Origin of the sequence: Caulobacter segnis (assembly GCF_019931575.1) — a bacterium.
GTDB classification, from domain to species: domain Bacteria; phylum Pseudomonadota; class Alphaproteobacteria; order Caulobacterales; family Caulobacteraceae; genus Caulobacter; species Caulobacter segnis_C.
Map to the genome: position 1 here is coordinate 4,147,189 of NZ_CP082923.1, position 22,508 is coordinate 4,169,696.

Here is a 22,508-nt window from a genome sequence, read left to right on the forward strand (position 1 = left end):
GCCCGCCCGTCAGGCCGACTTCCAGATGATCAGCAGAGACCCGCCCTGCAGGGCGGGGATCAGCTTCTGCACGTCGCCCATCTCGATGGCGGGGCAGCCCAGGCTGCGGCCGATCCGGCCCGTGCTCTTGATGACCTCGGGCGCCACGTAATCGGCGCCGTGCATCACGATGTGGCGGCGGCGGGCGTTCGAATTCGTCGCCTCCAGGCCGTCCAGGTACAGCGTCTTGCCGTGCTCGCCGACATAGGTGACGTCGCAGTGATAGATCCCCAGCGACGAGCAGTTCGAGCCGTCCTCGTTGGAGAACACCTCGGCATAGCCGTCGTCGGCCGGCCCCTCCGAGCCGCGCCCGTGGGCGCAGAGGTGGGCCGAGGCAGTCCCCGCCACGCAGTCGAACAGGAACAGGCGCGGCCTGGCCGAGTGGAGGTCGAAATTGACCACCGCCCAGTAGCGGGGATTGCTGGTCGGCCGGTACTTGTCGCGATAGGCGAGCAGGCGCGCCGCCGCCGCCTCGACGCCGGCGTTGGCCGCCAGCCGCCGGAGAATGTCGGCGCGCGAGCCGCCCGTGACCGGCGGCGGATCGGCGTCCTCGACCTCGCCCAGGAACGGCACGACCGCGTCGGCGACCGGCTTGGGAATGGCCGGCGTCCTGGGAACCTCCGGCGCGCCCTGGTCGTCGACCCGCACGCCATTGGCCAGGATCGGCAGGTGGGCGAGGTCCCAGTTGCCGCCCTTGATCTCGCGCAGCAGGTCGCGGGTACGGTAGGCGGACGGCCGCAGGTCCGGGTTGGAATGGGTCGTCAGCCACCGGTCGCGGACCTCGACATAGGCGCGGATCCACGCCTTCTCGTCGCCGCCTTTCTTGGGCGTCAGCTCGGCGAAGCGCGAGCGCAGGAACGGCAGGATCCCGCCGCTGTGGATGAAGGAGTCGTAGATGACCAGCATCGACAGGGGCAGGACGAAGCCGTTGTCGGTCGCCCACTTCAGGGCGGGCTGGAAATAGGCGAGGTCGAAGAACCTGTCCTGCGTCGCCCACATGACCGGGTCGCTCTCGCCGGCGCGCCGCAGCAGCGCCTTGAAGGCGTCGTTGTCGACCAGCGGCGTGGCGCCGATCAGCTGAACGTACGGCGCCAGCTCCGCCGCGTGGGTCCCGCCGGCCTTGACGTACATGTCCACCAGGCGGGCCAGGTTGCCGTACTCGGTGGTCTGCGAGCGTCCATAGGTGATCTGGCGAACCCGGTGCGGCCCGTCGTTGTAGACGCTGATCGCGCCGTACTTGCCCTTGACCGACCCCGTCTCGAACACGTTGACCACGCGCTCGCAGACCAGCCTCTGCTTAGCCGAGATGTCCATCGCTCCCCTCCAGAGGCGAACCCTCTCGTAATGCTACCATAGATTGCTTATGGACGGAAGAGCACGTCCGGCGACGCGGAGGTCCACGTCGCAAAATAGTGGATTGTCACCGGTGTCATCCGTGATACCGCTTCCGCCGAGCTTGCTAGAAAGCCAGCCGGAGGAAGCCCCGTGGACACTACTCGCCGCACCCTGATCACTGGCGCCGCCGCCCTAGCCGCCTACGCCGCCCTGCCCAGCGCGGGGTTCACGGCCGAGAAGCGCTCGCCGGTGGTGACGACCACCAACGGCAAGGTGCGCGGCTATGTCGACGGCGAGGTCAGCGTCTTCAAGGGCCTGCGCTACGGGGCCGACACTGGCGGGGCGCGACGCTTCGCGGCTCCGGTCAAGCCCGAGCCCTGGACCGACGTTAAGGACGCCCTGGCCTATGGCGCGGCCTCGATGCAGCAGGGCAAGGGCGAGGAGGGCGAGACGCTCTCGGAGGACTGCCTGTTCCTCAACATCTGGACGCCGGCCCCCCTTGGAAAGAATGGGGCGAGCAAGAAAGACAGTCTCGCGGACGGCGGCAAACGGCCGGTGATGTTCTACATCCACGGCGGCGCCTACAACGGCGGCTCGGGCTCCAGCCCCTGGTACGAGGGGACCAAGCTGGCCAAGCGCGGCGACGTCGTGGTGGTCACGGTCAACCACCGCCTGAACGCCTTCGGCTACCTCTATCTCGCCCGCCTGTTCAACGAACCGACCGTGGCCGACAGCGGCAACGCCGGCCAGCTGGACCTCGTCCTGGCCCTGCAATGGGTGCGGGACAATATCGCGCGGTTCGGCGGCGATCCGGATCGGGTCATGCTGTTCGGCCAGTCGGGCGGCGGCGCCAAGATCGCCACCCTGATGGCCATGCCGGCCGCCAAGGGCCTGTTCCACCGCGCCGCCACCATGAGCGGCCAGCAGGTCACCGCCGGCGGCCCGTTCAACGCCACCAAGCGCGCCAAGCTGTTCCTGGACAAGCTGGGCGTGAAGGACCTGACGGCCCTGCGCGCCCTGCCCGCCGACCAGCTGCTGAACGGCCTGAAGGCCGTCGACCCGGTGGCCGGTTCGGGCGGGGTCTATATGGGCCCGGTGCTGGACCAGCGCAGCCTGGACCGCCACCCCTTCTTCCCCGACGCCTCGCCGGTGGGCCTGTCCGTGCCGATGATGTGCGGCAACACCCACGACGAGACCAAGGGCTTCATCGGCTGGGACGCCAAGGCCTTCCCCCAGAGCTGGGAAGAGGTGATCGCCAGGCTGCCGGGCCAGTTCAACGCCCGCATCGACATCGACCCCGAGACGGTGGTGGCCTTCTACCGCCAGACCTATCCGAACTATTCGCCGTTAGACGTCTATTTCGCCGCCTCGACGGCCGGCCGCTCGTGGAAGGCGGCGATCATCCAGGACGAGGAGCGGGCCCGCGCCGGCGCGCCGGCCTTCGCCTACCAGGTCAACTGGAAGTCGCCGGTGCAGGGCGGAATCTTCGGCGCGCCGCACACCATCGACATCGGCCTGGTGTTCGGCACCCTGGACGCCAAGGGCTCGATCGTCGGCACGGGCCCGGAGTCTGTGGCCATGTCCAACACCATGAGCGACGCCTTCGTGAACTTCGCCCGCAGCGGCGATCCCAACGGCGGCGCCCTGCCCAAGTGGGAGCCCTACACCCTGCCCCGCCGTCAGACGATGGTGTTCGACAACACCTCGCGGATGGAGGACGACCCGCGCGGCGCCGAGCGTGAGTTCTTCAACCGCGTGCCGTTCACTCAGTTCGGGACTTGAATTGGTAGGGACCCGCCGGCGGCAGGTGCTCGACGAGGATCCGCGCGGTCATCTCGGAATCGACCTCGATGGGCGGCGGTTCGCCGAACACGGCCGCCCAGAGTTCGTTCCACGCCTGACGCTCTTCGAAACTCAATTCGAGGCTCCCTTACGAGAGCCCAATGATCAGCGTGAACAAAGGGTTGCTGGTTAACGGCGCGGTAACCAAGGAATCGTGCTGAAGCTTGTTCAGGGCAGCGGCAGCTCGAACGGCGTCGCCGGCAGGCCCGTGACCCCGAACAGGTTGATGATCGGACTGTCGGCCCAGGCGTAGCGGACCTTCGTCGCCGAACCGCCCCCCGCCAGCCGCACGCTCGCGCCCTCGACCGTGGCGTCGACGAACCGGCAGGCCGCCGCGTCGCACAGCTCGAAGCCGATCGGACGCGCGCCGCCATAGACCACCGCCGGCTGGTCCAGGGTCACCACGACATCTCCGCCCTCGCGGCGGGCCGACAGCGGGGCCGGGCCCGCAGCGATCAGGCCGGTCTCGCCATAGGCCAGCTTGCGGGCCAGCAGCGCCAGGCGCTGGCCGACGCGGGCCTTGTCGGCCGGGTGGATGTCGTAGGGCGAGCCGATGTCGACCGCACTGGCCATGCCGACCTTGGGATCGGCGGCGGCCGTCCGGCGCTGGACATCGCGCAGGGCGGCCCAGCTGGACTCCTGGACGCCGGGCTTCTGCGGCCCGAAGGCGGCCAGCTGGACCAGCAGGAAAGCCTTGTCATCCCCTCCGAAGGCCTTGCGCCAATCGGCGATCATGGCCGGCATCAGACGGGCGTACTCATTGGCTTCAGTGACGTTGGCCTCGCCCTGGTACCAGGCGAAGCCCTTGACCCCGAACGGGACCAGCGGGGCGATCATGCCGTTGCGCAGGGTGGAGAGGCCACTGGCCCCCAGCCACGGCGCGTTCGGCGGCAGGGCGGTCTGGGCCAGCGGCGCGGCGATCTTGTAGCGCCAGGTTCCGCTCAGCGGGACGAAGGCCCCGTCGTCGAACTTCAGGCCCTTGTCGGCGGCCTTGCCCCAGGTCCCGCCGCCGCCGCCGCTGTCAACGGCGCGGACAGCGATGAGGTTGCGGCCCGCCTTCAGCACGCCGGGCGCGATCCTGTAGTTCCGCGGTCCGTTCCAGCTCTGGGTCGCCCCGACCTCGCGACCATTGACGAAGGTGGTGTCCATGTCATCGACCGGCCCCAAGGCCAGGGTGGCGCCCTGGACGGCCTGGGCCTTGGTCAGTCTGAGTTCTGTTCGCAGCCAAATGGTCCCGTCGAAGGTCTCCAGGCCCGGATAGCTCTCCCAGAACTGCTCCATCGGCATGGTCTTCCAGGCCCGGTCATCCAGGTCGGGCCGCTGGCCGTCATTGGCCGCGCCCAGCTTGGCGACCGCCCAGCGGTCCAGCATGGCGGCCCACTGGGTCTGGCCCAGGGCCGGGTCGCGGGCGTAGGCGTCGAGGATCGTCAGGCCCTCGTCATAGGTCTTCAGCGCCGAGAGGCTCTCGCGGCTGATCCAGTCCTGGATCACCGAGCCGCCCCAGGTGGCGTCGATCAAGCCGATCGGGACGCCCTGGGACTTGCGCAGGTCCTTGCCCAGGAAGAAGCAGGCGGCGCTGAACTCGGCCGCGCTCGTGGGCGTGGCGGCTTTCCAGACGACGCCGGCCGGCAGGTCGTCCTGCGGCGCCGGCTTGCTGATCTTGCCCGTCTGCAGCAGGCGGATATCGGGGTCGCCCGCGCTGGCCACCTCGCCATCGCCAGCCAGGGCCCGGCGCAGCGGATACTCCATGTTCGACTGGCCCGAGCACAGCCAGACGTCGCCCATGACGAGGTCGGAAACGGTCTGGCGCTCGGCGCCCGCCTGGACGGTCAGGGTCAGGGCTCCGCCGCCGGCCGGACGCGCCGGCAGGGCCGCGCTCCAGCGCCCTTGGATGTCGGCCGTCGCGCTGGCGGCGGTCCCCGAGAGGTCGATGCTGACCGCCGCGTTCGGCGCCGCCTTGCCCCAGACCCGAATGGGCTGGTCGCGCTGCAGCACCGCGTGGTCGCTGAACACCGAGGCCAACGGCGCGGCCAGGGCTTGGGTAGAAAGACCCATGGCGGTGGCCAGGATGAGAGCTTTCAGCCGCATGGGTCTTCCTCCTTTCTAAAACTTCCCCACCAACCCCACCTTCCCGGCGAAAGCCGGGATCCAGATCGTAAGGCGGAGCAGCGCCGGACGGGGCCAAAGCTCAGGCTGAACCTGGGCCCCGGCTTTCGCCGGGGAGACGGGTTTGGGCTTACTTCAAGCTACCGCGCCGTGGGCGGACACACCGCCCCGGCCGGGTCCGCCGTCAGCTTCACGTTGGCGATCGAGACCTGGAAGGTTCCGGCCGTGCTCAGGTCGAACGGCGCGACCACCTTGGTGACGTCGGTCCCGGCGGCCTGGAAGCACTTCAGCGGGATCTTGACGCTGAGCCACTGGCCCAGCGGCGCGCCCGCCTGCGGGGTGGCGTTCAACTTGCCCTCGCCCATCGCCAGGACCACCGGCGCGGAGGCCATGGCGTCGAGGCGATACTCGAAGCTCAGCGCCATCTCGGCGTTGGTCTGGAAGCTCAGGTCCAGCGGCCGGTCGCCGACGATCGTGACCCGGCCCAGCTTGTCGCCCGCGAAGGTGACCTGGCGGCCGGCCTCCTGGACGTTGCCGGCGTCGACCGGGGCGATCTGCACCGACGACGAGGGCGAGGCCTTGAACCCGAACGGCGCCGGGGTCTTGCCGCCGACGAAGTAGTTCACCGCATTGTCGGCCACCGGCTTGACGCCCGAGACCTCCGACAGCTTGGCGACCTTGCCGGGCCTGGCGTAGGTCAGGCCGTAGCCATAGGCGAACAGCGGGTCGTAGGTCTTGTCGCCCTTGTTCAGGCTGAACTGGTCGGCGCGCTTGGGCCAGCTGAACGACAGCTTGCCGTGGAAGTCGTTGCGCGGCTTGCCGGCCTTGTCGCCCACCAGGACGTCGGCGATCCCGCCGCCTTCCGAGCCCGGCAGCCAGGCGGCGACGAAGGCGTCCGAGGCGTTGATCTCGGGATTGACCCACAGCGGACGCCCGCTGAGGAACACCGCCACCACCGGCACGCCCCTGGCCTTCAGGCTCTTGAGCAAGGCCAGGTCCGTCTTGGCGCCCGGCTGATACTCGAGCGTTGTCTTCAGGTCGCCGACACCTTCCGCATAGGGATTTTCACCGAAGACGACGATGGCGACGTCGGGCTTCTTGTCGAACTTGCCGTCGACCGACAGGGTCGCCGAGCCGCCGCCAGCCTCGACCGCTGCCTTCACGCCGGCATAGATCGACTCGGCGTTGGGGAAGTCGGCGTTGGTGTTGCCCGTGCCCTGCCACGACAGGGTCCAGCCGCCCGACTGCTTGCCGATATCGTCCGCGCCCGAGCCGGCGACCAGCACGTTCGCGCTGGCCCTGACCGGCAGGACGCCGTCGTTCTTCAGCAGCACCAGCGACTTGCGCACCGCCTCGCGGGCGATGGCGCGGTGCTCGGCCGAGCCGATCACCCCCTCGCGGCCTTCGTAGGGACGGGCGGCCTGGAACAGGCCCATCTTGGCCTTCACGCGCAGGATCCGGGTGACGGCGTCATCCAGGCGGGCCATCGGGATGACGCCCGACTTCACCTCGGCCAGGGTGTTGGCGTACAGCGCCTTCCAGCTGTCCGGCGCCATGAACATGTCGAGGCCGGCGTTGATCGAGGCCGGGCAGTCGGTGGGCTTGCAGCCCTGCACCTGGCCATGGCCGTTCCAATCGCCGACGACGAAGCCGTCGAAGCCCATCCTGCCCTTCAGCACGTCGGTCAGCAGGCTCTTGTTGCCGTGCATCTTCTGGCCGTTCCAGCTGTTGAACGAGGCCATGATGGTCAGGGTCCCGGCGTTGATGGCCGGCACATAGCCCTGGGCGTGGAGGCGGATCAGCTCGGCCTCGGAGACCTTGGTGTTGCCCTGGTCGACGCCGTTCTCGGTGCCGCCGTCGCCCAGGAAGTGCTTGGCGCTGGCGGCGACGTGGCCCTGTTGGATGACGCCGCCTTGGGACACCGCGCCCTGCAGGCCCAGGATCATCTCGCCGGCATATTGGCGAATGATCGCCGGATCCTCGGAATAGCCCTCGTAGGTGCGGCCCCAGCGGTCGTCGCGCGGCGCGGCCAGGGTCGGGCCGAACGCCCAGTCGAAGCCGGCGGCCGAGGTTTCAAAGGCCGTGGCCTTGCCGATGCGGCGGATCAGTTCGGGATCGTGCGCCGCGCCCAGGGCGATGTTGTGCGGGAAGAGGGTCGCGCCGACAACGTTGTTGTCGCCGTGCACGGCGTCGATGCCGAACATCAGCGGCACGTGCGCGCCGCCTTGGCGCTGGGCCGCGGCCTCGCGGAACGCCTTGGCGGTGTCGACCCAGGGTTTCTGCGGCGAGCGGTCGGGCGCGCCGATCGGCGGCGAACTGCCCCCGCCCAGGATCGAGCCCAGCGGATAGGTCTTCAGGTCCTCGGGCTTGATCTGGCTGATGTCGGCCTGAATGACCTGACCAACCTTCTCCTCGAGAGTCAGTTTGGACAGCAGGTCGGCGACGAAGGCCTCGGTGGCCTGGTCGACCAGGCCCTGGCTCTTGGCGGCCGGCCACTTGCTCGGATTGGCCGTATTCTGGGGGCCCGTTTCCGCCATGGCGGCGCCGGACAGAAAGGTCGACGCCAGCAGGGCGACGCAGAGGGTCCTGGTGTTCATACTCCCCAACTCTTTTTCTTCGTTACCGCCAAGTACGGCGCGGACAACGTTGTCATACCCCTCGACGGTTCTCCATAGGCCGTCTAGTTTGTACGATAAATACGCAGAACAAATACGGGTTGGGAACTCCTAATGAAGCGGTCCGCGCACTTTTTGACAGCGCTAACATCGGTCATGGCGTTCGGGAGCGTGGCGCAGGTCGCCGCCGCCGCCGAAACGGTCACGACGTCGCCCGGTGGTCGGACAGAAATCCGGATCTCGGACGAAGGTGATCAAGCCAATTTCACCTTGAAGTTCAAGGGTCAGGCCCTGGTCACGCCCTCGGCCCTGGGCCTGGCCCTCGACAAGGGCGGGGCTCTGTCGCGGAACCTGAAGATCGTCGGAACCACCACCCGCGACGTCGACCAGACCTACGAGCTGGTGGTCGGCAAGACCCGGACGGTGCGCGACCGCTTCGCCGAGACCACCGTAGAATTTCTCGAAACGGGCGGCCTGCAGCGGCGGCTGAAAGTCGTGGCCCGCGCCTATGACGACGGCGTGGCCTTCCGCTACGTGCTGCCAGACCAGCCGAGCCTGGCCGGGGTGGCGGTGCGTGGCGAGGAGACCAAGTTCGCCCTGGCCGGGGACGACCGCTGCTGGGCGCTGAACCTGGGCCGCTTCGGCACCTCGCACGAAGGCGAGTACGACCCGATCCAGGCGCGCGACTTCCGCGCCGCCGCGCTCTACGAGCTGCCGGTGGTCTGCCAGACCCCGGAAACAAAGGCGAAAGGAGCGGCCTTCGCCATCGCCGAGGCCGATCTGAAGAACTGGGCCGGCCTCTATCTGAGCGGCCGCGAGGACGGGGGCCCTGGCCTGCAGGTCAAGCTGTCGCCGCGCCTGGACGATCCCTCCAAGGCCGTGACGACGCGGATCGGGACCGACACGGTCTCGTCCTGGCGGGTGGTGATGATGGGCGACACGCCCGGCGACCTGGTCAGCTCGAACCTGATGACCAGCCTGAACCCGCCGACGACGCTCACCGACACCCGCTGGATCAAGCCCGGCAAGGCGGCGTGGGACTGGTGGAACGGCCTGAAGGCGGACGTGCCGGACAGCGGCATGAACGACGCGACGATGAAGCGCTTCATCGACTTCGCCGCCGCCAACAGGCTGGAATACATGCTGATCGACGACGGCTGGTACGTCGGCTCGGGCCAGGCGCCGCGAATTCTTCCGGGTACGGATGTTACGAGGTCGATCCCGGCGATCAACCTGCCGGCGCTGGTCGCCTATGGCCGCGACAAGGGCGTCGGGATCATGGTCTGGGTCCACTGGAAGGCCCTGGACGACCAGATGGACGAGGCCCTGGCGGCCTATGAGAAGCTGGGCCTGAAGGGGATCAAGGTCGACTTCATGGACCGCGACGACCAGCAGATCGTCGACTACTACCACCGCCTGCTGACCAAGGCCGGCGAGCACCGCCTGATGGTCGACCTGCACGGCGCCTATCGCCCCACGGGCCTGATCCGCACCTATCCGCACTATGTCACCCAGGAGGGGGTGATGGGGGCGGAGTACAACAAGTGGAGCGCGCGGGTGACCGCAGCCCACAACGTCACCCTGCCCTTCACGCGGATGCTGCTCGGGCCGATGGACTACACGCCCGGCGGCTTCAGGAACGTGCGGCCGGCGGACTTCAAGGACCAGTTCATCCTGCCGACCGTGCAGACCACGCGCGGCCAGGCCCTGGCCATGTACGTCGTCTATGACAGCCCGCTGAGCATGGTCAGCGACAGCCCCCTGACCTACGCCGCCTCGCCGGCGGGCCTGGACTTCGTCAGCGCCGCGCCGACCAGCTGGGACGAGACCCGGGTGCTGTCGGGCGAGATCGGCCAGTCGATCGTCATCGCCCGCCGCAAGGGGGCCGAGTGGTGGGTCGGGGCCATGACCAACGAGACCGGCCGCACCGTGAAGGTCCCGCTGGACTTCCTGGGGGCCGGGACTTTCCAGGCCGACATCCGCGAGGACGGGGCCGAGCCCACGACCCTGAAGACCCGCGCCCAGGCGGTCACCGCCAAGCAGACCCTGTCCCTGACCCTGGCGCCCAGCGGCGGCGGCGTCGTGCGGCTGACCCCGGCCCAGTGAGCGCATCGATGACCTTCACCCGCAGAGACCTGATCGCCACCGGCGCGGCCCTGGCCGCGTCTCCCGCCCTGGCCGCCGCGAAAGGCCCCTTCCAGCCCAGCTGGGACTCGCTGGCCGCCGGCTACAAGGTTCCGGACTGGTTCCGCGACGCCAAGCTCGGCATCTGGTCGCACTGGGGCCCCCAGTGCGTGCCCGAGTTCGGCGACTGGTACGGCCGGCTGATGTATGTCCAGGGCGACCCGGTCTACGAGCACCACCTGAAGACCTACGGCCATCCGGCCGACTTCGGCTTCATGCAGTTCATTCCGCGCTGGAAGGCCCAGAACTGGGACCCCGAAGGGCTGATGAAGAAGTACGTCGCCGCGGGCGCGAAGTACTTCATGTCGATGGCCAACCACCACGACAATCTCGACATGTACGACAGCCGCCACCACGCCTGGAACACCACGCGGGTCGGGCCCGGGCGCGACATCGTCGGGACCTGGGCCAAGGTCGCCCGGGGCCACGGCCTGAGGTTCGGGGTCTCCAACCACAGCGCCCACGCCTGGCACTGGTGGCAGACGGCTTACGGCTACGACGCCGAGGGCCCCCGCAAGGGCCAGCGCTACGACGCCTTCAACCTGACCAAGTCGGGCGGCCGGGGCCAGTGGTGGCGCGGGCTGGACCCGCAGGACCTCTATACCGGCCGCAACATGGTCATCCCCGACGGGATCGACAGCATCAAGGCCGCCAACGCCTGGCATGAGAAGCACGACGGCGACTGGATCGAGACCCCGCCGCCGAACAATCCGGCCTTCACGCGCAACTGGCTGCTGCGCCAGAACGACCTCGTCGACCGCTACCGGCCCGACCTCGTCTATTTCGACAACTACACCCTGCCGCTGGGCCAGGCCGGCCTGGACGCCACGGCGCACTACTACAACCGCCAGAGCGGCGACGTGGTGGTGACCGGCAAGAAGCTGTCGCCGCTGCAGCGCCGGGCTATCGTCGAGGATGTCGAGCGCGGCTTCTCGGACCGCCTGCGCGACGAGCCCTGGCAGACCGACACCTGCATCGGCAACTGGCACTACGATCGTCGCGTGTACGAACGCGGCGGCTACAAGTCGGGCCAGCAAGTCATCCAGCGGCTGATCGACGTGGTCAGCAAGAACGGCTGCCTGCTGGTGTCCATCCCCCAGCGCGGCGACGGCTCGATCGACGACAAGGAGGAAAAGGTCCTCGCGGACATGGCCGGTTGGATCGCGATCAATGGCGAGGCGATCTACGGCACGCGACCCTGGCGCGTGTACGGCGAGGGCCCGACCAAGCTGGTCGAGGGCATGATGAACGAGGGCGGCGCCAAGCCGTTCGAGGCGACCGACATCCGCTTCACCACCAAGGCCGGGGCGCTCTACGCCCTGCCGATGGCCTGGCCGCAAGGGCCGCTGACGATCGAGAGCCTGAAGACGGGGGGCGCGCCGGGCGAGGCGCGGCGCGTGACCCTGCTGGGCGGCGGCGATCCCCTGCCCTTCCGCCGCGAGGCGGGCGGCCTGGTCGTCGACCTGCCGGATCGCCGGCCGGCCTTCACCCCGGTGCTGAAGATCGAGGGACCGGGCCTGGTCTAGACAGGAAGGGGGCGAGCCAAAGGCTCGCCGCCCCCCTCAAGAAAAAGGGGCGAGCCAAAGGCTCGCCCCAGGGTCTCAGGCGACCAACAGTACGGTCGCGAGGGGAAAGGCTTAGCGGAACAGGCTCAGGATCGACGAGGTCGACTGGTTCGCGATCGATAGGGCCTGGATGCCCAGCTGCTGCTTGGTCTGCAGCGATTGCAGCTTGGCGCTTTCCTTGGCCAGGTCGGCGTCCACCAGGTTGCCGACGCCGGCGTCCAGGCTGTCCTGCAGCTTGCCGACGAAGGTCAGGTGGGTGTCGAGACCGGTCGAGGCCGTACCCAGCGAGGCCAGCTTGTTGGTGGCCGTCTGGATGGCGTTGGCGAGGTCCGTCAGCTTGGCCTTGGCGTCGGCGGCGTTGGTGATCGTGGTGCCCGTCAGGTTCAGGCCCGCCAGCGACAGCGTCTGGGCGTTGACGGTGAAGCCGTCACCGTCCGAATTGGCCAGGAAGGTCAGCTTGGTGGTCGAGCCGTCGGCGATGCTGATGCCGTTAAACTTGGCGTTGGTGGCGGCCTTCTCGATCTGTTCGCGCAGCGACTCGTAGTCCGCCTTCAGGGCGTTGAACGAGGTCGTGTTCAGCGAGGTGTCGGAAGCGGCCAGGGCCTTTTCCTTCATCTTGCCGAGCAGGTCGGTGATGGTGTCGCCGGCGGCCAGGGCCACGTCGATGGTCGACTGGCCGCGTTGCAGCGAGTCCTTCACGGCGTTCAGGCTGCCCGAGGTGCCCTGCTGGGTCTTGGCCATCGCCCAGATCGCGCCGTTGTCCTTGGCGTTGGCGATCTTCTTGCCGGTGTTGATGCGCTGCTGGGTGACCTGCAGCTCGGCGTTCGTGGTGTTTAGATTCTGCAGGGCGATCAGGGCCCCGGCGTTCGTATTGATGCTGTTGAGCGCCATAACGAAACAACTCCCATTCGAGGTGCTCCGGTGTCATTTTGACGACCGGCGGGCATTTTGCCCGTCGCGACAATATGACGCTGCGTCTTTCCATATCATTGATACGGGAGGAGGCCGGAGCGCCGCGCGCTGGTAAAATCGGCCACTTCTTTAAGATTGAAGCCCCGCGCGTTAGTATTGATTACCAAAAGGCGGAAATCTTCGCGCCGGCGCCCGAGTCTAGGACGCCGCCCTCGCCGGGTTTCATCACGCGCGATTCTGGCCGCGCGACGCCGAGGAATCGACCAAAGAAAAAGGGCGAGTCCGAAGACTCGCCCCGATCGACGACCGAAATCGCCGAAGTCCGATTGGAGTGTGAACTCTTAGCGGAACAGGCTCAGGATCGACGAGCTCGAGGAGTTCGCGATCGACAGGGCCTGGATGCCCAGTTGCTGCTTGGTCTGCAGCGATTGCAGCTTGGCGCTTTCCTTGGCCAGGTCGGCGTCCACCAGGTTACCCACACCGGCGTCCAGGCTGTCTTGCAGCTTGCCGACGAAGGTCAGGTGGGTGTCGAGGCCGGTCGAGGCCGTACCCAGCGAGGCCAGCTTGTTGGTGGCCGTCTGGATGGCGTTGCCCAGATCGGTCAGCTTGGCCTTGGCGTCGGCGGCGTTGGTGATCGTGGTGCCCGTCAGGTTCAGACCGGCCAGCGTCAGGGTCTTGGCGTTGACCGTGAAGCCCGAACCGTCCGAGTTGGCCAGGAAGGTCAGCTTGGTGGTCGAACCGTCAGAGATGCTGATGCCGTTGAACTTGGCGTTCGTGGCGGCCTTTTCGATCTGATCGCGCAGCGACTCGTAGTCCGCCTTCAGGGCGTTGAACGAGGTCGTGTTCAGCGAGGTGTCGGAAGCGGCCAGGGCCTTTTCCTTCATCTTGCCGAGCAGGTCGGTGATGGTGTCGCCGGCGGCCAGAGCCACGTCGATCGTGGACTGGCCGCGTTGCAGCGAGTCCTTCACGGCGTTCATGCTGTTGGACGTGCCTTGTTGCGTCTTGGCCATGGCCCAGATCGCGCCGTTGTCCTTGGCGCTGGCGATCTTCTTGCCGGTGTTGATGCGCTGCTGGGTGGTCTGCAGCTCGGCGTTCGTGGTGTTCAGGTTCTGCAGGGCGATCAGGGCCCCGCTGTTCGTGTTGATGCTGTTCAGCGCCATAACGAAACATCTCCTATTCGAGGTGTTCCGGCGTCTTTTTGACGACCGGTGGGCCTTTTGCCCACGAGCATCATCACAAAGCTTGCTTACAGTTTCGTTTAAGAAACAGTATTGTTATAATTAAGATATCACTCTATTTCGTTAATCACGAGGCATGAAGTCAATAGATACTCGATATGGGGATGAGTATACCTTGTATCAAAATGGCACAATTTGACCATTACTGAATTCGACCTGGAGCAGCGACAGCGTCGAATCCGTCTGCCTCGACATCGACCGGATACAGGCGGCGGGAACGGTAGGGCTTGGCGATCGCGCGCAAGGTCATGACGAACATCACCGACCGCCAGATCCGCGACAGGAGGCCAGTCGGAGAGAAACCAGAACGACGACGCATCGAGAGACTCCCTTTCTTTCCTACTCAACGAAGAAAAGGCCGACCGGCTCCCCCGGCGCCAGAGAATGGCAGAGGAAGGAGCCGGCCGGCCTCTATCGCCGGTCACGGGGGAGATGACCGGTTACGAACCGTCTCGAGATCAGCCGTGCAGCTTGATCGCGGTCTCGGCGATGCGGCGGCCCTGATAGCGGGCGCCGGTCAGCTCGTTCTCGCTGGGCTGACGCGAGCCGTCGCCGCCGGCGATGGTGGTGGCGCCGTACGGGCTGCCGCCGGTGATCTCGTCCAGGGTCATCTGGCCGGCGTGGCCATAGTCCATGCCCACGATGGTCGTGCCGAAGTGCAGCAGGTTGGTGATGATCGAGAACAGGGTGGTTTCCTGACCGCCGTGCTGGGTCGCCGTCGAGGTGAAGGCGCCGGCCACCTTGCCGTGCAGGGCGCCGCGCGCCCACAGGCCGCCGGCCTGGTCGAAGAAGGCCGCGACCTGCGAGGCCATGCGGCCGAAGCGCGTCGGGGCGCCGACGATGATGGCGTCGTAGTTGGCCAGGTCCTCCACGGCCGCGACCGGAGCTTCCTGGTCGAGCTTGAAGTGGGCGCCCTTGGCGATTTCCAGCGGCACGGTTTCCGGCACGCGCTTGATGTCGACGGTCGCGCCGGCTTCGCGGGCGCCCTCGGCGACGGCCTTGGCCATCGTCTCCAGGTGACCGTAGGACGAATAGTAGAGAACCAGAACCTTGGCCATGACGGCTAATCCTCGGAATGTCTGTCGCGGGAGCGCCAGTGCTCCCGTCGTCGAGGGGTCTTTTGCGCCAGCTTGGACTTGCGAAACAGCCGAATAAAATCGTTTAGTACGTTCGATTTTTTAGAACGACTGGATCATCCGTGACCGAGCCGGGCGCGCCCACCCTGGACCAGCTGACCGTCTTCCTGGCCATCGTAGAGGCCGGGAGCTTCGCGGCCGCCGCCCGGAGGCTGAACCGGGCCAATTCGGTGATCAGCTATGCGATCGCCAATCTGGAGGCGCAGCTGGGCCTGGCCCTGTTCGACCGCGAGGCCGCCAAGTCGCCGGTGCTGACCGAGGCGGGCAAGGTGATGCTGGCCCAGGCCCGGGTGATCGCCGGCGACGTCGCCAACCTGCGCGCCCAGGCCAAGGGCCTGCTGCAGGGCCTGGAGGCCGAGGTCCACCTGGTGCTGGACGTCATGCTGCCGACCGCGCGGGTCGTGGACGCCCTTCGGGCCTTCCGCGAGGCTTTCCCGACCGTGACCCTGCGCCTGCACGTCGAAGGCCTGGGGGCGGTGACCCAGATGGTGCTGGACCGCCGCGCCACCCTGGGCGTGGCCGGGCCGCTGGACGTGGTCAACGGCGGCGACCAGCTGGACTATATCAGCGTCGGCCACACCCTGCTGATCCCGGTCGCCGCGCCGGACCATCCGCTGGCCCGAGGGGCGAACCCGCCGGGCGCCGGGCGGGCCCACACCCAGCTGGTCCTGACCGACCGCTCGCGCCTGACCGACGGCCGCGACTTCGCCGTCGCCAGCGTCCACACCTGGCGACTGGCGGACCTGGGGGCCAAGCACATCCTGCTGAAAGAGGGCCTGGGCTGGGGCAACATGCCCGAGCCGATGGTCCGCGAGGACATCGCGGCTGGCCGGCTGAAGCGGCTGGAAATGCCGGAGCTGGCGCAGGCGCACTACGCCCTGCACGCCATCTATCGCAGCGACACGCCGCCCGGGCCGGCGACGGCGTTCCTGATCGAGCGGTTCAAAAGCCAACCCAACTAACCCCCCCTCCTCATGCGGGAGAGGGTGGCCGCCGAAGGCGGTCGAGTGAGGGGTCGCGCGAACGAGAAACGCCGCGGCCCGCGGCAAGGCCGGTCGCGGCGTTCAGGTCTTTCAACCCCTCATCCGTCGCCTGGCGGCGACACCTTCTCCCGCAGGGGAGAAGGAGGTTACTTCTTCCGCGTCACCACCACCGGTTCGCCGGCGTACGCCACCGTCGCGTCGGCCGCGGCGTCGAAGTCGGTGGGCTTGGCGCCGGCGCCGATGAAGCGGACCTTGAAGGTGCGCTTGTCGACCATGCCGTCGAACTTGCCTGAGCGAGCGCCGATCACGACCCGACCCGACGCGTTGTCATAGCTGACCGGGATGCGGCTGTAGGCCCCGCGCTGGTAGGCCAGGGTCAGGCCGTCATCTTCATACAGCTCGTACTTGCCGTCCTTGCCCGTGTAGATGACCAGGGTGATCGGCAGGTCGGGCTTCTCGCCGACATACTGCTGGACCTCGGTGGTCGGCACGATCGACCCGGCCTTCACGAACAGCGGCATGCGGCCCAAGGGCGCGTCGGCCTTAATGGTCTGGCCGCCCGCGTGGGCCTTGCCCGTCTGGAAGTCGTACCAGGTGGTCCCGGCCGGCAGGTAGACGTCGCGCGCGCGGGCCTTGAAGCTGGTCACCGGGGCGACCAGGAAGGCCGAGCCGTACAGGTACTCGTCATTGACGTCCCGCGCCTTCAGGTCGCTCGGGAAGTCCATCACCAGGCCGCGCATGATGCTGCCGTCGCGGTGATAGGTCTCGCCCGCCAGGGTCAGGGTGTAGGGCATCAGGCGGTAGCGAAGCTGGTCGTACCAGACCAGCGAGTTGTAGACCTCGGTCCCCTCGTCGGCGAGGTTCCAGATCTCGCGGAAGGGCTCCTCGCCGTGGCTGCGGAACAGCGGGCTGAAGGCGCCGAACTGGTACCAGCGCAGGTTCAGCTCCTGCCACTCGGCCCAGTGCTTGGGATCGCGGTTGATGTAGCGGTCCTCGACCGAGAAGCCGCCAATGTCGGTGGTCCAGTTGGGAATGCCCGACATGGAGAGGTTCACGCCGGCCGAGATCTGGTCCTTGAAGTCGTCCCAGCGGGCCACGACGTCGCCGCTCCACAGCGCCACGCCCTGGCGCTGGATGCCGCCGAAGCCCGAGCGCGAGAAGATGTACGAGCGCTTGTTCGGGGCGCGCTCATGCTCGCCGTCGAAGACGCTCTGGGTGTGGATCAGCGGGTAGGAGTTGAAGAACTCCGCGCCCGGCCCCTTGGCCGTCGGCCCCATGCGCAGGGTGCGCTCTGGGATATCGAGGTTGGAGTGCATGTCCGGCTCGTCGCTGTCCATCCACCACGCGTCGATGCCGATGCCGCCCAGGTTCTCCTTGACCTGGCGCCAGTAGATGTCGCGCGCTTCCTTCGTATAGGGGTCGTAGAACGAGTTCAGATAGCCGGGCCCCACCCAGTCCAGCGCGCCCTGCTCGACGTTGCGGTGATACATGAAGCCCTTGGCGTCGAGCTCCTTGTAGTTGTCGGTGGTCGGATAGAACTTCGGCCAGATCGAGATCATGAAGTGGGCGTTCTCGTCGTGAACGTCCTTCAGCATCTTCTTCGGGTCGGGGAAGCGCGTCTCGTCGAACTTGTGGCTGCCCCAGCTGTCGTCCTTCCAGTAGCGCCAGTCGAGGACGATGTTGTCCAGCGGGACCTGGCGCTTGCGATACTCCTTGACCACCCCGACCAGCTCGTCCTGGGTGTTGTAGCGCTGGCGGCTCTGCCAGAAGCCGTACGACCAGCGCGGCAGGGCCTGCGACTTGCCGGTCAGCTCTCGATAGCCGCTGACCACCTGGTCCAGGTTGTCGCCCGAGACGAAGTAGTAGTCGATCGTGTGGGCCACTTCCGAGGTCAGGGTCAGCGACTTCTGCTGCGCGGCCGGGATCGGGTCGTTGTGCAGCAGGGCGACGTAGCCGTCGTTGGGATCCCACTCGACGCGCACCTTGTGCTTCGTCCCAGCCTTCATCGGGACGGTGAAATTGTGGAACCACGGGTTCCAGTTCTGCCGCCAGCGGTCGATCTTCAGCTGCCCGTCGACCCAGATCTTGGCGTAGCTGGACGAGTACAGCTTGAACTTCTGCACGCCGCTGGTCTTGGGCTCGACATAGCCTTCCCAGACCACGGTCGCGCCCTTGACCGGCTTCTTGTCGACGGTCTGCAGCTCGGCCGGCCACTTGGGCAGGTCGTCCAGGAATTGGTAGTCGATGTCCGCCTCGGCGCGGGTCAGCTTCAGCTCGCCCTTGACGTAGTACTTGGCCGTGAAACCGCCGGGCTTGCCGTTGGCGTCGGTGATCTTCAGGTCGCGCGAGGCCAGGGCGTAGGGGGTCGGGTCGCCGAAGCGGCTAATGCCGTTGTTGTCCCACAGGACGCCATAGTTGCGGGTCGACAGCACGAACGGGATGGCGATGTCGCGATTGTACTGGGCCAGCTCGACGTCCTGGCCGTTGTAGTTCATCTGGCCATTCTGGTGCTGGCCCAGGCCGTAGAAGCCTTCATCCGTGTTCGGATTGAAGCGCTGCGAGATGGCGTAGAAGCCCTTGCCGTCGATGGTGTGCGGCTTGAAGGCCTGGCGGCCCTGCTCGGCCAGGACGATCTTGCCCGAAGCGTCCTTGAACGACACCGCGCCGTCCTTCAGCATCACCTCGGCGGTGGCCTTGCCGGCCTTCAGCACGACCTTGCCGCCGACCTCGGTGACCGTGAAGCCGCTGGTCTTCGGCTGGGCGATCACCATCAGGCTCTGCGGCGCGTCGATGGTCTCGGTCGGCGAGGCGGTGACGCGGATGGCGCGGTCGCTCATCACCTGCAGACGGACCTTCTTGGCCGGCCCCGAGGCGGGGGTGACGATGACGCCGTCGGCGGTCTTCTCGAAGCCGCCGTCGAGGGCGAGCGCCGAGGTGGAGGCCATCAAGGCCAGGCTGAAGGCGGAGAGAGCTAGGATACGCATGGCTGGTCCCGTCAGTAGGTGGCGAGCTTGACCCGCAGGATCTGCGAGCCGCCGGTGAAGTTGAGGCCGTAGTCGGTCTGGTCGCCGTTCCACAGGCGGTCGAAGACCCATTGGCCGTTCTCGAAGTGACCCTCTTCCACGCGGGCCATCAGCATCGGCTTGTTGTCCTTTGCCGCGCGGCCGAACTCGAAGCGGACGTTGCGGCCGGTGACCAGGAACTCGTCGGGCGACAGCTGGGCGACGATCCCGCCGCCATCGGGCCCCTGCGGGCCCGGCGGACGGTCCTTGAGCCAGGCCCAGTCCGAGGCCCCGAACTGCCACTTGCCGTAGCGCAGGGTGACGGTCCAGGCGCCCATGGTCGTCGTCTGGGGGGCGCGGTCGTCAGGCTCGGCGCCGCCAAACACCTTGTTCTCGTAGGAGAGCTTGGCCCACGCCCGGGCCATCGGCGCCAGCAGGCGGTAGTTGGCGGCGAAGGCCTCGATCGTGGCCTCGTCCAGCTTGGCCGCGCCCAGCGGGAAGTTGGCGTAGCCGGTATAGTCCATGCCGAACGGCGAGAAGCCGATGCCCTGGCGGCCCAGGGTGTCGAAGACATAGCGGGCATAGACCGGATCGTTGCCGGTCTCGGCCACGAACAGGGCGTTGCCGGGCCGCTTGTAGTGGGCCAGGGCCGCCGAATACTTGACCGACTCCTTCATGTAGATGTCGGGCGCGATCAGGTCGATCGAGGGGGCGGCGGCCTTCCAGACGTCGAGGACGTTGTCGGTCGGGCCGCCGGCCGAATAGCTCTTGGGCTCGCCCGGCTTGATCGGATCGCGCAGGGCGGCGTTGACGTACATCGGCAGCGGATAGACGGCCTTGCCGGCCGCGGCGACCTGGTCGACGAAACGGCCGATATGCCAGGCGTGGAAATATTCGTCGGCGTCCTTGCCGAACGCCTGACTCCAGGTCCCGGGCTTGGCGCCCACGGCCTTAACCAGGGCGGCCGGCGCGGGGCCGTCGAACACCTTCTGGGCGGCCGGGCCGAAATCGCGGACCGTGCCGTAGGTGCCGGTCTCGTTCTCGACCTGGACCATGATCACCGTCTTGTCGGCGCTGTCCTTGGCCTTCAGGTGGGTCATCAGGGCGACGAAGGCCTTGCGGTCGGCGTCCAGCGTCGATTGGGCCAGGGGCGACATCGAATAGGACCGCCCGCCGGTCTCGGTCTTCAGGCGCGGGAAGCGCTTGTCGTCCAGCTTGACCCACTCGGGCGCGTAGGACGGCGAGGAGTTTTTCCAGGTGCCGAACCACAGCAGCACCAGGCGGACATCATGCTCGCGGGCCTGATTGAGCAGCAGGTCCAGGTACGAGAAGTCGAACTTGCCCTCGACTGGCTCGATCTGCTCCCAGGCGATCGGGACCTGAACGGTGTTGGCGCCCATCTTGGCGACGGCCGGCCAGACCTTGGGCATTTGCGAAGGCCAGGCGCTGGAATTGTTGACCTGGGCGCCCAGCACCAGGAATGGCGCGCCATCGACCATCAGGGCGTGACGGCCGTCCTTCTCGACGAGGCGCGGCATCTCGCGATCGGCCGCGACGGCGCCGCTGGCCAGCACCAGGGCCAGCGCCGAGACCATGCCCGTCGCGAAGCGTGAAACTGCCATCCGCCTCCTCCCTTACGCGCGCGCCAATCGATGTTAGCGCTATCAATTCTATTGTCGGACGATTGTCGCGCCGAGATGGAGTGACAGGTCCGGTTGAACGGTCTTCTCAGTCAAAAAAATCCGCGCACCGCCGCAGGAGACGATGCGCGGGATAAGACGTCGCGCGACCTCGGGGAGAGGTTGCCGCGCGAGGCGCGCCGAGAACAAAAAGGCCCTCGTCACGCCGCCGAAGCTAGTCAGACTATAGTCGTATAATTCAGACCAACAAGCGATTTTGATAGCGTTGTCATTTGGTTTTAGCCATCCGATATCCGCCCGCGCCCAACGCCGCTCATCCCCGTGAAGGGGATGAGCCGATGAGGGATGCGCTCGTCGGACCATGATCCCTAGACCCCCACCGGATCGGCCTTGCAGGTGGCCGCGATGAAGGCGTCGTGGGTGGGCAGGCGCGAGGCCAGGCCGTGGATCTGAGCGCCGATCTGACGGACCCGCGCGGTCAGGTCCGGATAGGCCGGGACGTCGGCCAGATGGTCGTAGTCGCGCGGCTCGATCCCCTGGCCGAAGAACACCGCCAGCCAGCTGGGCTCGGCGAACAGCTGGTCGTCGAAGCGGGCCACCTTCGCGCGGTTGCGGAACAGTTCGATCTTGTGGGTCAGGCTGTCGGGGATCGGCATGGTCCGGCAGTAGTTCCAGAACTCGGAATCGTCCCGCTCGGTGGCGTGGTAGTGCAGGATGATGAAGTCGCGGATCTGCTCGTATTCGATCTGGGTCAGGCGGTTGTACTCGGCCTCGGCGGCCGGGTCGTAGCCGCCCAGCGGCAGCAGCGACAGCAGGCGCAGGGCGCCGGTCTGCACCAGGTGGATGCTGGTCGACTCCAGCGGCTCCATGAAGCCGCCCGCCAGGCCTAGCGCCACGACGTTCCGGTTCCAGGTCTTCTTGCGCCGGCCGGCCGTGAAACGCAGCGGACGCGGATCGGCCTGGGCCTTGCCGTCCAGATTGGAGAGCAGGATCTCGGCGGCCGCGTCGTCGTCGATGAAGCTGGAGCAGTAGACGTGGCCGTTGCCGATCCGGTGCTGCAGCGGGATCCGCCACTGCCAGCCGGCCTCGCGGGCCGTGGCGCGGGTGAACGGCGTCATCGGCGTGACGCCCTCGCATGGCGCGGCCAGGGCGCGGTCGCAAGGCAGCCAGCGCGACCAGTCCTCGAATCCGGAGTTCAGCGCCTGCTCGATCAGCAGCCCCCGGAAACCGGAGCAGTCGACGAAGAAGTCGCCCTCGACCCGGCGGCCGTCGGCCAGTTTCAGGGCCGAGACGAAGCCGTCCTCGGGCCGCAGCTCGACCTCGGCGATCTTGCCTTCAGTGCGCTTGACGCCGCGGGCTTCCGAATAGCCCCGCAGGTACTTGGCGTAGAGCCCGGCGTCGAAGTGGTAGGCGTAGCCCAGGCCCGGCACGCCCGGCGGCAGGTCCTTGGGCGGCACGGCGAACTTGCCCATGCGGGCCGTCACCGCCGCCATCGAATAGTCGTCCAGCGCTCCGCCCTCGCCCTGGGCCCGCAGGCGCATCCAGTAGTGGTGGAACGACAGCCCCTCCATCGACTGGCCGGTGGGGCCGAAGGGGTGCAGGTACTCGTCGCCGATCCGCCGCCAGTCGCGGAACTGGATGGCCAGCTTGAAGGTCGCCTGGGTCTTCCGGATGAAGTCGAATTCGTCGATCCCCAGGATGCTGTTGAGGAACTGGATCGGCGGGATGGTGGCCTCGCCGACGCCGACCGTACCGATCTCGTCGGACTCGATCAGCTCGATCTCGCCCACCCTGCCCTTCAGGGCGTGGATCAGGGTCGCGGCGGCGATCCAGCCGGCGGTGCCGCCGCCGACCACGACGAACTTGCGATAGGGTTTGCCGTCCATTTCCGCCCCGAACGCGATGTCGACC

The 22,508-nt window shown here is 67.3% G+C and carries 15 protein-coding genes; 4 read left to right on the top strand and 11 right to left on the bottom strand.

The features are described from left to right. Positions 1–9: 9 nt before the first annotated feature. Positions 10–1,353 carry a murein L,D-transpeptidase catalytic domain-containing protein gene (locus tag K8940_RS19140; protein ID WP_223391648.1) on the bottom strand — a complete coding sequence of 448 codons (1,344 nt, stop codon included), beginning with the start codon at positions 1,351–1,353 and terminating at the stop codon, positions 10–12. Between the two features lie 171 nt (positions 1,354–1,524). On the opposite strand from K8940_RS19140, the gene K8940_RS19145 reads away from it, so the two are divergent. Next, positions 1,525–3,156: a carboxylesterase/lipase family protein gene (locus tag K8940_RS19145; protein ID WP_223391649.1), complete on the top strand. Its 1,632-nt coding sequence runs from the start codon at positions 1,525–1,527 to the stop codon at positions 3,154–3,156. Here the strand turns inward: K8940_RS19145 and K8940_RS19150 are convergent. The 3 genes from K8940_RS19150 to K8940_RS19160 form a co-directional block, all read right to left on the bottom strand. Continuing rightward, on the bottom strand, positions 3,137–3,292 hold the full coding sequence (locus K8940_RS19150; protein WP_223391650.1) for a hypothetical protein: 156 nt from the start codon (positions 3,290–3,292) through the stop codon (positions 3,137–3,139). The two genes, K8940_RS19145 and K8940_RS19150, sit on opposite strands and share 20 nt — an antisense overlap. A 92-nt stretch (positions 3,293–3,384) precedes the next feature. After that, a complete protein-coding gene (locus K8940_RS19155; protein ID WP_223391651.1) occupies positions 3,385–5,304 on the bottom strand; it encodes a sialate O-acetylesterase in 1,920 nt (639 codons plus the stop codon). A gap of 158 nt (positions 5,305–5,462) precedes the next feature. Then, positions 5,463–7,928: a glycoside hydrolase family 3 protein gene (locus tag K8940_RS19160; RefSeq protein WP_223391652.1), complete on the bottom strand. Its 2,466-nt coding sequence runs from the start codon at positions 7,926–7,928 to the stop codon at positions 5,463–5,465. Between the two features lie 123 nt (positions 7,929–8,051). Between K8940_RS19160 and K8940_RS19165 the strand changes: the two genes are divergently transcribed. Both K8940_RS19165 and K8940_RS19170 read left to right on the top strand, forming a co-directional pair. Further along, complete coding sequence (locus tag K8940_RS19165; protein WP_223391653.1) at positions 8,052–10,043, top strand: glycoside hydrolase family 97 protein; 1,992 nt, start codon at positions 8,052–8,054, stop codon at positions 10,041–10,043. Between the two features lie 8 nt (positions 10,044–10,051). After that, a complete protein-coding gene (locus K8940_RS19170) occupies positions 10,052–11,647 on the top strand; it encodes an alpha-L-fucosidase (protein ID WP_223391654.1) in 1,596 nt (531 codons plus the stop codon). A gap of 111 nt (positions 11,648–11,758) precedes the next feature. Here K8940_RS19170 and K8940_RS19175 read toward each other — a convergent pair whose 3' ends face one another. From K8940_RS19175 to wrbA, 4 genes are all read right to left on the bottom strand, one after another. Then, positions 11,759–12,577, bottom strand: a complete 819-nt coding sequence (locus tag K8940_RS19175) for a flagellin (protein WP_223391655.1) — start codon at positions 12,575–12,577, stop codon at positions 11,759–11,761. Between the two features lie 362 nt (positions 12,578–12,939). Next, positions 12,940–13,758, bottom strand: coding sequence for a flagellin (locus tag K8940_RS19180; RefSeq protein WP_223391656.1), 819 nt, complete (start codon positions 13,756–13,758; stop codon positions 12,940–12,942). Positions 13,759–13,978: 220 nt separating this feature from the next. Continuing rightward, positions 13,979–14,155, bottom strand: a complete 177-nt coding sequence (locus tag K8940_RS19185) for a hypothetical protein (protein WP_223391657.1) — start codon at positions 14,153–14,155, stop codon at positions 13,979–13,981. 139 nt (positions 14,156–14,294) lie between these two features. After that, complete coding sequence (gene wrbA / locus K8940_RS19190; protein WP_223391658.1) at positions 14,295–14,894, bottom strand: NAD(P)H:quinone oxidoreductase; 600 nt, start codon at positions 14,892–14,894, stop codon at positions 14,295–14,297. Between the two features lie 140 nt (positions 14,895–15,034). On the opposite strand from wrbA, the gene K8940_RS19195 reads away from it, so the two are divergent. After that, on the top strand, positions 15,035–15,934 hold the full coding sequence (locus K8940_RS19195) for a LysR family transcriptional regulator (RefSeq protein ID WP_223391659.1): 900 nt from the start codon (positions 15,035–15,037) through the stop codon (positions 15,932–15,934). Between the two features lie 167 nt (positions 15,935–16,101). Here K8940_RS19195 and K8940_RS19200 read toward each other — a convergent pair whose 3' ends face one another. From K8940_RS19200 to K8940_RS19210, 3 genes are all read right to left on the bottom strand, one after another. Further along, positions 16,102–19,050: a TIM-barrel domain-containing protein gene (locus K8940_RS19200; RefSeq protein ID WP_223391660.1), complete on the bottom strand. Its 2,949-nt coding sequence runs from the start codon at positions 19,048–19,050 to the stop codon at positions 16,102–16,104. Continuing rightward, positions 18,951–20,579 (bottom strand): DUF5597 domain-containing protein, encoded by a 1,629-nt coding sequence (locus K8940_RS19205; protein ID WP_223391661.1) that lies wholly within the window; start codon positions 20,577–20,579, stop codon positions 18,951–18,953. Before K8940_RS19205 ends, K8940_RS19200 begins: the two co-directional genes overlap by 100 nt. A 386-nt stretch (positions 20,580–20,965) precedes the next feature. After that, a complete protein-coding gene (locus tag K8940_RS19210; RefSeq protein WP_223391662.1) occupies positions 20,966–22,483 on the bottom strand; it encodes a tryptophan halogenase family protein in 1,518 nt (505 codons plus the stop codon). Positions 22,484–22,508: the final 25 nt, after the last annotated feature.